At 38.0% G+C, this 15,472-nt stretch carries 6 protein-coding genes and 2 pseudogenes; 3 read left to right on the top strand and 5 right to left on the bottom strand.

What is annotated here, in order from left to right; genetic code table 11:
* Positions 1-63 precede the first annotated feature (63 nt).
* A pseudogene (locus tag IE199_RS03560) lies at positions 64-294 on the top strand (transposase); the annotation flags it as partial.
* A 312-nt stretch (positions 295-606) separates the two neighbouring features.
* Here the strand turns inward: IE199_RS03560 and IE199_RS03555 are convergent.
* Genes IE199_RS03555 through IE199_RS03545 form a run of 3 tightly spaced genes read right to left on the bottom strand, consistent with a single transcriptional unit; the run spans position 607 to position 11,712 of the window.
* On the bottom strand, positions 607-1,518 hold the full coding sequence (locus IE199_RS03555) for a hypothetical protein (protein WP_189767371.1): 912 nt from the start codon (positions 1,516-1,518) through the stop codon (positions 607-609).
* A gap of 59 nt (positions 1,519-1,577) precedes the next feature.
* Complete coding sequence (locus IE199_RS03550; protein WP_189767370.1) at positions 1,578-5,855, bottom strand: hypothetical protein; 4,278 nt, start codon at positions 5,853-5,855, stop codon at positions 1,578-1,580.
* A 19-nt stretch (positions 5,856-5,874) separates the two neighbouring features.
* Entirely contained in the window at positions 5,875-11,712 is a 5,838-nt protein-coding gene (locus IE199_RS03545; protein WP_189767369.1) for a hypothetical protein, read from the bottom strand.
* A 268-nt stretch (positions 11,713-11,980) separates the two neighbouring features.
* Here IE199_RS03545 and IE199_RS03540 point away from each other — a divergent pair, with 268 nt between their 5' ends.
* The gene (locus tag IE199_RS03540) at positions 11,981-13,459 is read left to right on the top strand and encodes a hypothetical protein (RefSeq protein ID WP_189767368.1); all 1,479 of its coding nucleotides are present in this window, start codon (positions 11,981-11,983) and stop codon (positions 13,457-13,459) included.
* A 339-nt stretch (positions 13,460-13,798) separates the two neighbouring features.
* Here the strand turns inward: IE199_RS03540 and IE199_RS03535 are convergent, their stop codons facing one another.
* Positions 13,799-13,951, bottom strand: coding sequence for a hypothetical protein (locus IE199_RS03535; RefSeq protein ID WP_189767367.1), 153 nt, complete (start codon positions 13,949-13,951; stop codon positions 13,799-13,801).
* A 237-nt stretch (positions 13,952-14,188) separates the two neighbouring features.
* On the opposite strand from IE199_RS03535, the pseudogene IE199_RS03530 reads away from it, so the two are divergent.
* Positions 14,189-14,353, top strand: a pseudogene (locus tag IE199_RS03530) (YjbQ family protein); the annotation flags it as partial.
* 31 nt (positions 14,354-14,384) lie between these two features.
* Here the strand turns inward: IE199_RS03530 and alr are convergent.
* On the bottom strand, positions 14,385-15,464 hold the full coding sequence (gene alr / locus IE199_RS03525; protein WP_229854562.1) for an alanine racemase: 1,080 nt from the start codon (positions 15,462-15,464) through the stop codon (positions 14,385-14,387).
* Between the last annotated feature and the right edge of the window lie 8 nt (positions 15,465-15,472).

Below are 15,472 nucleotides of genomic sequence, written 5' to 3'. Positions count from 1 at the left end.
AAGCGGTAGCTAAACAAGACCCTTTGATAATGGAATGTTTGCATTTAGGGGAAAATCAGGCTAAATGTTCGTGCCTTGTTTGATTATCCGGACGATATTCGCAAAGCGGTTCATACGACTAATGTGATTGAATCTTTCAACTCGGTAATCCGCAAAGCAATCAAGAAACGTAAGGTATTCCCGCATGATGATTCTGCTAAAAAAGTGGTGTTCCTGTTAATTGAGGCGGCATCTAAAAAATTGACGATCCCCATTAGAAATTGGAAAGCGTCATTAAATCGGTTTATGATCTAATTTGAAGAACGCTTAGTGGATTATTTTTAAATCAGTCGGTTACAAAAATCTGTTACAGGGTTGATCGGCATCATGTTATTACGCAAAAGTTATAAAGCGTCCAATCTTTTCCTTGGTATTCTTTACTTTGCGCAATGTTAGCAGTTAGAAAACTAGCAACCAACATCAATGTTAAAACAACATTTTTACTACTTAACATGTTTAGACCTTTTAGTTTAATAAACAGCTTTGTTCAAAATAAACCACAAGACCTTTATAGTGATATCTCTATTGCATCGGCATATGAAAATTCGATGAAAAGCTTTATATCGTCTATTTATCTGTGACATTAATAGTAACATTGTGCCCATTTGAAGGATTTATCGCATTATATAATCGCGACATTTCGGAAGGTCTAATCACAATACAGCCGTCAGATGCCGATGGGCTAGTACCTTTATGAATAAAGATATCTTCGACTGTAGAACCCGGAGTAGTGGCACCTTTTATATATACCGAAATATAGCCTTTGGTTGCCATCACAGTTTTTGAACAATTTTTATATATACGTGCTTCTATCTCTTTGCCTCCTTCCCACCAACACGGGGTTTCAATGTTAGTAGAACCATCTTGAAATCGCAGCGTACCAGAATCTGCACTTTCTCTAACTACATCAATTGTATAGTATTTATCGGGCGTCACATCTAGAGGGCCATTGTTTCTTGATGAAGGGGTTTCTGAAACCGAAAACAATGCCTTTATACGAGCAAGTCCAATTTGAAGTATATTTATTATTTCATGGAAAATTGCTGCACCACCAGCAAGTAGACCTCCTGATATAACAACATCAATACCATACCAACAACTTCTAAGAATAAAAGTAGTTGTCGCTGATCCAGCCACAGGGATACCAAATACGTCCATAAGTCTCACACCGGCAAATGCGGCCAAAACACCTAATATAAGGCTAGCTTTGGCAGCAATAATCTGCGTTGCATGATTCTTAGCTGACAGGGATAAACAAGCCGCGCTATTTCCATTTAACCCATGGCTATTTAGATATACTTCAACAGAACGTTCAATTAAAACAGCGACAGCCATCATCAGTGCAAGACGGCTTTGTAAATTTTGTGACCAATTTTGTTGGAATTGAAAACTCGGTTCACCGAAAGCGAGAAAGATCCCCGAAAAAAGTAATATACCGCCTACGATCCAGGCGCTTTTATTAATTGTTTCTTTGTCCATAACTTTCCCCAAAACTCCAATCTTTTTATCATATTTTTTTAGTTAATTCTGAAAAGTATCTAAGGTAACTTAACGATCGCTTGAAATACGCAACGCTCAGTTGTTTCAACCGTCTTTTTATCTAGTTCTTTCCAATATAATGAATCTTGATCCATCTGTTCATATTCTTCTATCATCACCCACGAGCTAGCATTCGAACCATCAACTCTAAAATCAAACTTAACTTTATTATTATCAAATTCTCTCTTTATTGGTTGCTCTTTACTTTCCCATATTTTAACCACATCAATCCAATCATATTGTGTTGCCGTTAAATACGTTTTGAACTTGTCTGTATTTTCACGTTTGTTTTGACGAGTGACATAGATTTCACGTTCAAAAAGTTTATTACCCTTTTTAACTTCAATAGAAAAGTCAGGTAGAACGGATACAGTTTCACTAATAGGTGGAGAAACAAGGTTGTTGCATTCAGCATGTTCCTGATATCGTACTAGCCCTAAATGCAGTATGTTGATATTATTTTTTTCCTCGGCAAAGGTAAGGTCAGCATAAAGCCCTTGCTCAGGGCTAAACTTCACTTCTAACGGCAATATCTTTACTTTTAACGTTTTAAGATCTCCTGCATCATTAGGCAAAAGTGATAAATTTACGTCCTTTATTTTCTGCCCTTGTTCATCAAAATGCTCAGCTCTTAAAAACAAAGGCGATTTGTCTCCTTTTAGATAAGCCAACCTTGCAGGCCTACTGATAAAATCTTTAAATGGTTTCAATTCATCTTTTTCAAAACAGTCAACCGACGTGACATGGCTATGATAATCATCATGTAACAGAACAACACCCAACTTCTCACCTTCACCCGTCGCATACCAGTCTTTATCCAAATGAAACCTAAGTTTATTGGTACGTTCCATTGTGTAGTTTTCGTTGCGTGATTCTTTCTTATCCCAAATTAATACTGGATGTATTTTTCGAATTGTTGGTTCTGGTGGGCGATACGCACAATTAAGCCATATGGCATATTCATTAGAAAAAGGAGCTGATGCTTTATCAAATGGCCCTACTGATGCAACGGGAGTTTCATTATTATCACTATCATCTATCACTCCGTCAGGATAAAAATGAGAAAATCGCGATGTAGCGACCAATTGTAGCCTTAACTTGCGTGCACGTTGATCGGTAAATTTCACATCTAACGAGCCCTCAAACGCTGTACTAGGTTGGTTTAAATCAAGTCTGTGTCCATCGCGATCAAAAAATGGTTTTAAATCTATTAGAGTTTCTTGCCTTCTCGCTAAATTTTCAGCCCAAGTTCCGTCAGGCAATTCCACGTATGTACCTGGCGCATATTCATCCCACTCGGCATCACACCGAATCTTTCCTACAACTCTACGATCTAAATTATCAATGAAACCACTCATTACTGCTAAGTCTTCTTTTTGGTCTACATTACTTAACTGATTGGGATCTTTGATATTAAAAGCAATCTTAAGAGTCGGACGATGACCATCCATAAAACTAGGTGAAAAACGAGGTCGGCGAACCGCATGAACAACATTGATTGTTTGAATTCTCTTCTCTAAAGGTTTTACTTCCGCGCCGCGAATGTTTTCCGGTAAGGCCTCTAGTTCAATTATTCCCTCATCACCTTCTTCTAATTCAACTCGAATACAAGGTAATGTCCTAACTTTTTCATCAATGCAAAAGAGCCTATCAGTACTTTGATTAATAATTCTAGTTTGGTTTCCTTTAAATACCTCTAATAAGATAGGGTTTGCATCTTCTGGCTTCTCATCTGATTGCCAAAATTTTCTGAGAGTTCTATCACTTTCAAGTGGGTTCCAGTCTGTAGGATCTATTGATATTACGTTAATTTTTAAGCGACATACAAGAGTAGAAGACTCCTTAAACGGGAAAAAACCCTCTGAGAAATCTAACCTACGAATCTGATTATTAGGTTCACCAATAATAAAAACAGAACCACGGCTTTGGGAACCTTCCTTTTGAGCCATATAACATTGTGGGATACTTACACTTTTCCCTCCTTTTATTGGTAAACTGTGAAAAAATGTTGCTTCATTATCATCGCCAGCGTTTTTTTCCACAGGTTCAGTTTTGTTGTACCAAAACTCTACTTGCCGTGGTTCTGCTTTTTTTGCTTCGGGGAACATGGCATCTTGGGTAAACATCCACGCAGGAAAATGACTATTTAAACTGAATGCACCGGTAGGAAAATTAACACCTGTTAAATGATCAAACTGGCCTTCTAATTCAGCTTCAGTAAAACCTATCCTCGGCGGTGTAATAATTCTTTTTCTGCTCTTTTCTGGTCCTACTACAAGATAATTTGCCGCCTCAACAGGGTGTGTTTTTTCAGGCTGTTTTTCTTTTACTAAAGGATCATCTTTCCATAAAAGGTGAATATCAGGCGCACCTGATTGATGCCCTTCATACCTTATTGGTTCGGATCCTGTCGCTTGCGTGTAATTTAGCAACGCATTTTTTTTATAAAGAGTTTGTGCTTCTTTTAAACCGATACTAATGCCCAAAGGAAACACAAATCGACAACCTAAGTTATAAGATTTATCGACTCTAAGACGCGGAAGTAACTTATCGCTAATATCTGGATCTGTATCGTCATTCAACTCCGGCAATGCGTATTCTCGTTCCACCCCTAGATCTTCAGCTTTTGTTTCATATGCCGGTAATTCTTGGTATTCGACGCCCGCAGGTTCGCCATTCCACATGAACACATCATCACTTTTTCGTTTTTGTCCTAAAAATAATGTGCTATTACTGTTATCTACCGGAAAAGTATCGGGAACTGGCCAAGGAGAAAAACCATCATCTTGCAATGTCGCTACTGCCTGTATTACATCTGAATGCCAGAATTCACTGAAAAGATCATTGTTTAAACTGCCAAACTGCCAGTTTATTCTGCGCTGCATAATTGAATAAAACTGAGTAGACTCTTCGGGGACTTTATTATTTTGTATGGCAAAATCAGGCCTTAACCCAATCACTAAATCTTCTAAATAATTTACCTCTGGTTTGTCATATTCTTCATTAATTCCGGCATCATAAAACACCAAGGCGCGTTTTTGTGGCAATGAATTTTTCAATTCCTCATTTTTATTAGCAGCAAGCCTATTTGCACGATCGATAATATCAAAAATTGTGGCGGTAGGAGTGTGGTTCGAGAATTTAAAACGATACGCGCCTGTTGGTATTTTACTAGAAAAATCAAGGCAATGGCCATTACTGAAAATGTTGATATTGCGGGGGACAACTTCAACACCCCAAATTTCATCGTCATCTTTTGTCAGCCGAACCATTGTTTTAGCTGAGATTCCAGAGCCATCAGAAAAATTAACTGCTAGCTTATAGTTGTTGTCAATGGTTAACTTAAGTTCATCTTTTGGAATTTCTATTTTTAATGGCACCGCACAACCGAGCCAATAAGCCAAAGAAGGGTGAGACATAATGCCGGCTAGCCGCCGAGTTGCAATTTCCAAAGCATTGTTATCTTCTTCATAAAAGACCGTTCTATAACTTTTTGGAACTTCGCCAAGCTTTTCGAAACAAGCTAAAAAATCAACAAAATTATGATAAAGCGTACTAAAACTACTGATAATAACCTGATCGCTAACATCTGCATTCGACCCCCCTAATGTTTGTTCATCAAAAAGCAATTCTATTTCTTCTTGGGGAACAAAGGCTTCCTCTTCTCCTTTTGTTAAAGCAGCATTATAACGCATTGCACTTATTTCAGTTTTATCGATACTATTTAAAGCCACTAACGCCACTCTACATAGTCTTTTATCAGCAATTTTTTGTTTTATATCACTTTTATCTGAACCAGAGGCTGCAACTGTCGCTAATTCTCTTTCGAAGCGTTCAAAAAAGTCAGCAAAAGCTGCTGTTCTATAGTTTTGTTGGCCAGGAAGTTGATTGGCAACAAGGTTTTGGGCATTACCTTTACTTTGCAAAGCTTTTTTTAATGATTGAAATCCACCACCGCCACAAAAAACTTGTTTCCATGTGTCCACCATTGCTTGACGCCGGTCAGCATTATCGTTGACCAAGTCACCCGTTAGATAAGCTAGTTCAGATTCAACATCATAGGTAAAAATATCCTGATTATTTTCTGATGTAAAAGTTACTGACATTTGCTGACTCAGCAAAGCAATGCTTTCAGGCCATTCAACGAGTTCAATTGATGTACTGCCTTCAGTCGATGGCGACACTTGCACCGCAAGGTTAAGTACTAGAACATTGTCTTTCGTTTTAGTCGATACTGGGATCGCCAGAAGTTCCGCGGCTACTTTGAGATCGTCCATATTTTTCTCTCCTTCTTGACTACTCAGCAAAATGACTGGAATACTTTTTCCATTGTGTTCGCTTATTTGGTACTTTTGTGGTTACTTTTATCAATTCACCATCGTCAAAATTTATACCTATAGCTGCATTTTCTTGATTTTTACCTTTAAAGTTTTTACGCGCAGTCACCTTATATCGAAACTTTGCGAACCCCACTTTAAATTTAAAAACCATTTTAACTTCGCCATTCATATCGCCCTGACTGGTTTGCGACAAGGTCATTCGAATAAAAACAGAAATAGAGAAAAACGCGACTTTACCATGAGCACCGGCCTCAAACAGGCCAGTTAAGGTCCAATTTTTTTCTATTTTTAAGTACCAAATGCCGACAAAGGCATAAGCTTGAGCTGATAATGGTCCGTAACGCATATACACTTGACCACCAAAAACTAAACCGACACTAATAAGAGAGCCAACTTCGCCTTCACCAAATGGTCTTTCAATATTTAACCACCCTCCACCTGCGTATGGAGGACTGGATATTAAAAAAGGCCTATCTTTATTGGCTAGATTTAGATATGCAATGGCTTTATCACCAGAAAATGGCAGATGTGCACCAATATCAAAATTAACATTGAGTATTTGAAATGTGCCCATTTGAATTAATCCGGCAGTATAACGCACGCCAGCACTGACTTTATTTGACGTTAAATTGATGTATGCCCCATTGCCTTTATTGCCAAAATAAGGAGCCAAAGCATTAAGAAATTGTAAAGCACCATGAATCTCAACATTGTCTATCTCCATCGTTAATTTAGGGCTTTCACCATTTGATGATTTAAAAATTGATTTTTTAAAGTTGATAGTGCATCCGCGAGGACTTGGTGGAATATGTATCTTAAAAGGCTGTAATATTCCTCGTATACTCGCTTCTGTTTCGCCTTTAATGGGGTCAACCATAAATGATGCGTTTAAAGATAAATCCGGAACCGCTTTACTCCCTTTTTTAGCCATTTCAAAAACTGGCGTTCTATCATTCGGGTAGCTTTTTAATTCGAATTGACTTTTGTATGTGGTGGTAAAACGTGAAGGAACCATTTGCTCAAGCATTAAAGTGGCTTGTTCTTCTATATTGCGCAATGGTTCAATAAACTGCCCAATAACATCTTCAAACACTTCTTTTAACTTGATTCCTTTTAACGATGTCAAGATGAGTAATAGCCCACCTTGTAATTGTGAATAAGGAATTAGCAACTCCTGCTCAATAACTTTCCACACTTCAATTAAAACAGGTGTACTGTTAGGGTTATTTCTTAATCTATCAATTAGCTCATTTGCGGTCTTTATTTCATCATTTATTTTTACTCGACCAGGTTCAAGATCAGCTAACAAAGACTTAAAAAAGACTCCAATTGGCGTTTGTTTAATAGCGTCCTCAAAAGTTTGAATTAATTCTTCAACTTTGTTCAAACCTATAGTTAAATTCCCTAATAGAATTTTGCTTTGTTTTCTCGCAGGTTCGTTTAGATACTGGACTAACTTTTCACCGTATGCCAAAGGAGACATTAAAATAGACGCTAATTTTCCTTCCAATATCTCTCTATACGGAACTAATTGTTGTTTAACAAATTGATGTAACTTTCCAGGTTGAATAGTCGATAATGACGACTCTGCTTGTTGCTGGTGATCTTTGAAGTCTTCTAGAAGGCCTTCCAATTCATCTGCCTCTACCCCTAGCGACTTTAATATCGCAACGGATTGATTTAGCTTGACTATTTGATCTTTTTTAACATCCGCTGCAGCAATCTGAAACATAAATTGAGCAATTACAGGAATAATGTCTTCGAAGTCTGCATGAATACTCGTGTTTGCTTGATATACATCATCTAATCGTTCACCAATAACTAGCAGTATGTTAAGTAAGTCCCCTCTTAACCCTGTAATGCGAATTAATAAACCAAGGGCTTTTCCAGGTTCACCACATATATCCGTCGAATTTAGCTGTTTCCTAGTGTTATTTAAAGCAGCTAATGTACGATTTTCGATATCATCCATGTCAGATAAAATACGATCTTTGATGCGTTTTACAAAATCGTTGTTTGGAGTCCAATTGATAACCTGTTGTTTTAATTGGTTAAAAGATAGTTCTAAATCTTGTTCACTAGGCAATAATTCCGATGCGAGTAACCTTAAATAACTCGCCAATTCTCGACAGGCATCTTCGGGTTTTCTGGCGATTAACGGAAGACCAAATAGATCGGGTACAACGACTAAACTTTGTTTTATTAGCCAATAACCTAGCTCAAATTGACCTTTTTTTGCTACTTCAACCGCAGGTGCTAATTTTGCTTTTATTAACTCAATTTCTTCAGTTAGCTTTTCGACTAAAGCGTCTAACTCCTTGTCGACGATTATCATCACTTCGTCTTTAATGCTGCTAGGCACACCATTTTCTAATACTGTAGCGTTCTTTATAAATTGGCTAAACTTTGCTTTTTCGGTTTCGATGTCTTGCGGTAAATTATTTACAAGCTCAAATAATTGACATAAAACTTTATCAAGTTGCCCTTTTTCTCCAGTAACAATTGCTTGAAGTTTTCCAGCCCACAACTTCACTAAACTGTCTAGATATTGATTAATTTTTTTCTGTACAAAATCTTTATCACGAATAGATTCAGCGGCATCTTTTAAGCTATCTTGATAGATATCTACCGCCCTATGTGCAGCAAGTTCAATTCGTTTTTTTACTTTTTCAATGTTAATAGCTTTTGGCCACGAAACACCATCCAATAATGCAAATACCGTTTCAAAAAGCGTCCATATTTTCTCAGTTCCATAATTCAATACGCCATCTTGCATTGCCCTTAAAGCTTGTTGCGGATTGTTGAGAAAATCACTATCTGTAAGCCCTAATGGGCCAAATAATGCCTCACCATATCCTTGTTCATCAATTGCTGTGGTAAAGCCATTTACTAAATAGCTAGTCACTTCTTTTACAACAAGGTGTAAAGCTCGTTTTAAAATGGAATCTAAATTACCATTAAAAAATTTTAACCAATTCTTATACTGTTCAATGATCTGATCAATAGCGTCGGGTATTGGATCATTAACAAACCTATCAATTGCTTTGCTTAGTTTATTGAGGTATTCATAAAGATCATTGATTGGCTTCATTATGCCTGAAGGATTTTGAGCATTTATAATAGCATTCAGATCTTTTTTTACCGCTGCTTGGTCACTGATTAAAGGTTGAAGCGCATTAAATAGCCGCGGGTAATAATGCATGAAGTTTTCTGGGCGACCGGTTGTATCATCAAACCTTTTAATAAATTTCTTAGTTTTCTCTACAAGTTTGTCTGAACCATACAACAGCTCATATAACGATTCTGCGATATCTTGAACAGTATCAAATGCTTCTCGCACGCCATATTCAACAGTTTCTCTAAGTTCAGGCGCATTTTTAAAATTACTATCAACTTCTTGAATAAGGCTATTCAGGTCAATACCTAAAACAAGGCCGTTAGGTAAAAATTCTGTTGGCGAATAATTTCCGCTTAACGCTTTGGTCACATCAAAGCTACCTGAATTCTTTGCAAGTGAAGTTGCGTTTGTACCACCAATTAAACCTCTGCTGCGCGATATAGCGCCTACATTAACCTGAGGCCCTGCAAAACCGCCCACAGTATTTGATTTACTGTTTATATCTAAAATTGAATTTTTATCCTTAACCCTCAAAAATATTTCTGGGCTGACTGTTTTTTCAACCGCTGTTTTTGCATTTGTTTCAAAGCCATGTTTTACATAATGCTCATGATAGACAACATGCGATACCTTTGATGATTCACCACTAATTGCAGCAATGGTTTGCAATCGAATATCTGCCTTTTCAAGCCTCGGATATATCGGAATTTGTTTCGCCGCAACCATCCTGCCGTCACGGTTAAAATGTTCTTCATCGCTACCATTGTCGATACCTAGTCTTCCTTGAGTGGCCATCAACCAAGAAACGGTATTAAAAGAAGTATCACCGAGCGTTTTACTCTCAGCATATTGGTGACGAACTCCTGCTAAAGAAGCAGTCCTTTTCTCAATATTGGTATCATTATATGCTTTTTTCACTCTCCCCATAATTGCTGGTTTATCGATGGCACTATAGCTCAAAAACATCAGTTCACTGGTTATTTTAGGCGCGTCTTTTGTGCGCCAACTAAACACAAAGGGTTTATCCGTTGTGTTATTCGCCTTATCGTCAAGTATTACCCAAAAGGCTTCTGATACTGGAATACCATTTCCAATACAGGCTTCTTTATGCTTTTGATTTATGCGGGGAGTTTTCTTTGTTAGCATTTGTACGCTTTCGGCAGGAAATCCTCTACCTTCATACGGTTGATAAACGGCAGGATAGGCCTTCCAAGCTGTGTCACATACAATAAATTTATATTGATGGATAAAACTCACCCCATCTTTTTCGCCTTGTGGCCCTTTAGTAATGCTACGCTCAGTAACAGAAACCAACGTTGCGGAAACACCCAATGGCAATAAATACCCTGTTTCCACAGTAACTAGTTTGTGAAGGTGCCCCATTGTATATTTTGAATCAAATGATTGAAGCGAAAATCCTTGAGTAAGATCCTCTGGGTAAATGCTAGGTGGAAGAACAGCCCAACTGGCTTTATGAGTTGAGCCGTAACTTGAAAGCAACAAATTAAATGACTTAAAGGGGTCTGCTTGCAACAACCCTAATTCACCAGACAGCCCTGTTTCTTTCTCTATAAGGTCAATTATTTCAACAGTTTCATCTTTTGTTAACTTAGGTCGAATTATTCGCGGATTAGCGATATCTATATGACTTAACCTAGCCTCTTCGGTTTCATTCTGTTCAAATTTTTTATCATCTGCTGGACGCAACGCAATAAGACCATACAAACTGGTACGACCGACTATATCCCAGTGGTATTTTTGCTCAACTACTGTATCAAAATAGTCTATTGTATCAGGGGGTGGGTTCGAAATATCGTGGCTAGGTAATTTGCCTGTTTCCAAATGCTTCGACCATAATGCCCGAACGGACTCTCTTCCCTGCCTATCAAACGACACACTAAAAATTGGTTGTTCGTTGCTTAATTTCCCGGTTCCTTTTCCTGCAACAGGTGAAGAAGGTCGCCATTTTGTTTCATCTGACGCCGACATAATAATTCTAGGAATGACTTCAAATTGACTGACATCCGAGTCAGGTGGCTGCATAGCTTTATTTAATAACTCTCGCCACTTATCTTTATCACTTGGACCTGCCTCAGATCCAAAAGTTGAACTTAATTGATCTTTCCAACTATTTAACAAACTAGCCCTAGCGCGTTTGTCTATCTGCAAATCGCCGGTTGATAACATCTGAAAAAATTCATCAACCTTAATGACGATGCGTTTACTTTCTTTGTAATCAGGCTTAATAACTATTTGGCTTTTTCCACTTAACCTCACATCAACCGGTTCTTTAATTTGGCTAGGCTCTTCTTTGAAGACTTGTTCCATCACTATTTGAGGAGGAAAAATAAAAGCGATACTTAAATTGTCTTGTCCAGCGCCTTTTTTTCTAAATAGAAATGGTCCTTTTCTTTTGAAGAAATCTCCTTGCTTGGAGCCCAGCTCAAATCCGAGTGCTACAATTGTTAAATCGGTAAAATCTTGGGGCCTTTTGACTTTGATTAACACCCCCTTAGAATAAGAGACCACTTCAAAGGTTTCATACACCTTTTTAGATTTAGTAAGATGTGTCCGAGGTGTATAGGAAATAGCAAACCTAAGAGGATTTGAACGCTTACTACCAAGTTTTTTTATCCACGCCTGTAATAAGTTACTGTCGTTATCAAACCCTTCCATGTGCGGCCCTCCTGACTGCCTTTTGGTTTTAATGACTTCACTACCTAACTACGAAGATTTTTTAATATTCACAACAACATAGAAACTTGTTGATGCTATTTTTGATAGACGTTGGCTCTATCCAGATAAGAGAACTATTGTTAACCTGTGTACAAAAATAAGTCAACTGATTAATAATTAAACTTGAACATCCGCACATTAGCTCTAAAATCGTAATTGATTTATCGATGAAGTGAAAATAACAAATCAACATCACAAGGAAATAAGTATGAATCATGCCCCTAATAAAAATACTGTTTGTCCTATAGATTCTCTGCAATATTTAGCTGTTGGCGATCAAGGTGGATATTCTTCAAGTGGAAATTGTACAAGCTCAGCGTCAAATGTTGATCAAATCATCAAGCATATAAAAAATACAGGAATAGAGCATGTAACCCTTTATTTTCATGGTGGATTGGTTAATGAAGCTGACGGTGCACCAAGCGTTAATAACGTCTGTAAATCAGCAATGCTTAGTCCACTAGCAAATCACCACGCCGTGGGCTTTCTTTGGAAAACTGGTTTTAGCGAAACGGTCATAGACAACCTTAAAGATATATTTGATCGAAGATTCGGCAAAAGTGTGATGCGGTGGGCGATACGTGCAGTATTAAGACGATTAGAGAAAAATAGCCCTTCATCTAAATCTGATACCGGCGTATTAAGTATTGACGACATCAGTGCAGAGTGGGAAGCCGCCTCAAACAGTGGCCGCCCTCCTTTTGAATCTCTCGAAGCTAACATTCATCAACAAGTCATCGGGCTTTGTGTTGACGATGTACCTGAATATGATGAAGAGTCGATAGCATTAATTGAAAAAGACATGCAGGATCGCTACCAAACAACTGATACCGTGCAAGAATGGGGAAAAATAAACAGCAGAATTCAACCTACACAAGAACTCATCGACGCATACCCTATACGTGAATCAAAACAGGTTATCTTTAGCTGGTTAAAAATAGCAAAAGCAGTCGTAAAAATAGCTGCACGCGTTATTTGGCGGTACATCAAAAAAACAGATCATGGATTACAAGCGACCATTGTTGAAGAAATTCTTAGAGCCTATTACTTGAGTGAATTTGGTCAGTGGGTTTGGGGCGGAATGAAAGAAAAAGCGCGAGAAATGTTTGAGAAGCCGGGAAAAGTAGGATTTGATTTTCTTAATAAACTCAGCATCGAATGCCCAACAGTAAAACTAAACTTAGTGGGTCATAGCGCTGGTAGCATTTGTATTTTGCATTTATTACAACATAAGCGAAAATTTGGTTGGGCAAATGAAGTTCGTAAAACTATATGGTGGGCTCCTGCCTGTAAGTATGATCTGTTTATTAGAGAGTTGCTTAATCATCCTAATGACTTTGGCGAATTTAGAATGTATACCATGCCAGATAAGCTTGAAAAAGTAGATTTTCTAATTAATCAAATTCCTTGGTTATACCCTTCCTCGTTATTGTATTTTATTTCAGGTGTACTGGAAAAAAGCAGGGATTACGCCTTGGGTGGTATGCTTCGTTACTATACGGGGAAAAAGCCTTATACATCATCTGAATTAGGAAAAGTCAAAACTTTCATTGAATCCAATAAACAACTAGTGAGAAGCAACTCAATCTCTATCGATCCAGGTATGCAATGTGGCGCCGACGATCATGGTGAATTCGATGGAGATGAAAAAACCTTAAACAGCATGCAACACTTTTTGAGTAATTAAACGGCCAATAGCCAATAATTTGAGGCCAACAATCGATTTTGGTTATGTTGAGCAACTAAATTGATTGAGACTAGTTTGCCTGTGGTTTGGTATTTTGAGGTGAGAGTTTTTACGAGCACCAATAAATTGCAGGTAAACAAAGCTTGTAAAGTTTAAAGTGTATGAGAATACCTAAGAGACTTGGCTGCAGATGATATAGCGCTATCTTAAGCATTTTGTTCGATTTCCTTATCCATTAATATTCTCTTAATTTTTGGTATTTATTTAACTGACAACACTGCATTAGGCAATTTGCACCATGGCTCCATGATAATTATCAACCACTAAATTAGTAGTTCGTCAGTCATATATATTAACGCCTTGAGGCCATAATCTCTCTTGAACATCATTTAACTCATCTTCAGTCATGTTACTGCCTGTTTGCCATTTTCCTTCAACTGAATTTTGAACATAACTTAATCCTTCTGACTGAAGAAAAAGTCGACAAATCATTTTATACATGCTTGTCATCTAATGATAGTGTATTGGCCTTGGACTGGTAAGCTTTATTGTGCACATATGGCATCTAAATTTGCAATTGTACGGTTTACGATAAGTTGAAAATAATCTTTAATGTCCTCAAGTTTTTCTCAACTTTTTACAATGAATATTCACAACTTTGCAAAAACATCTCTACCCCTAGTTTAAAGGGAATTCACAATATTCATAATAGGTTTAAGTGTAACGGTGGATATGATGCCAGCTCACATTAAAGCAAGTACGTTAGGTTCTAGTGTTAGCATTCCCATTACTAATGGCAAGCTCAATATGGGAATTTGGCAAGGAATTTATTTAGGTGAGCACCGTGATTACGCGTCTAGTAGAACTATCATTGCTACGGTTCATGGTGAATAATGCTTAACCTTAAACGAGCACATTTACACCATTAAGGTAATGCGTATTGTGTTTGCACACGTCGGCTAATATTACATAAAAGCTCGTACGGAATAGTGGTCGCATATGTTGCAATTTCGGCAACAGTGAGCTCTTTGCCCCACAATGTTGCAACATCTCCTACTTGGTCTTTTGGAGCAGGCCCTAAATCAACGGTAATCATATCCATTGATACACGCCCAACTAAAGGAACCCTGCGACCGTTTAACAGCACAGGTGTACCGTTAGGGGCGTGCCTAGGATAACCATCACCATAACCGATAGCTATAATCCCCAAGGTCGTATCAGAAGTACTTTGCCAGTTACCACCATAGCCAACCGTTTCATTTGCTCTAATTGCTTTAATTGCAATTAAACTTGCCTGTAATGTCATTACCGGTTTCACAGGTGAAACACTAGCATCATTTGGTAATAACGGCGAAATACCGTACAACATCAATCCTGGTCTTATCCAATGATAATGGCTGTTTGGCCAAGCCAAAATGCCTGCGGAGTTTGCCATACTTTTTTCTTCAGCAAGTGTTGACGACAACGCCTCAAATACCGCTAGTTGCTGCTCTGTTGTAGCACTTGTTCTATCATCAGCACATCCAAGATGACTCATAATTACAATATCATTTTGTACATTAGGGCACTGCTTTAATCGTTGATAAAACGCATTGAACTGTTCAGGGTATATGCCTAGACGATGCATACCAGTATCAATTTTTAGCCAGACTTTTAATGGGCGATCAAGCTTTGCTTTTTCTATTGCTTGCAGCTGTTGCTCGTTATGTACAATAGTTTGTAAATTATTAACAGCTAACACTGCTAAGTCATCACCGGTAAAAAAGCCCTCCAGCAAAACAAGGGGTTTAACTACACCTCCTGCTCTTAAAGCTAGCGCTTCATCAATTCGAGCAACGCCAAAGGCGTCGGCTTGTGGTAAGGCTTTGGCGATACGTTCTAGGCCATGCCCATATGCATTAGCTTTTAAAACCGCTAAGATTTTACTCTTTGGTGCCATCTGTTTGATGGCATTAAAGTTATATACTAATGCTGACAAATCTATCGTTGCCGTTGCACTTTTGATCGCCATTG

This window comes from Thalassotalea marina, assembly GCF_014656435.1.
In the GTDB taxonomy this organism is placed as follows: domain Bacteria; phylum Pseudomonadota; class Gammaproteobacteria; order Enterobacterales; family Alteromonadaceae; genus Thalassotalea_C; species Thalassotalea_C marina.
Note: the sequence above shows the minus strand (reverse complement) of the source record. Positions and strands in the feature narration are given on the sequence as shown.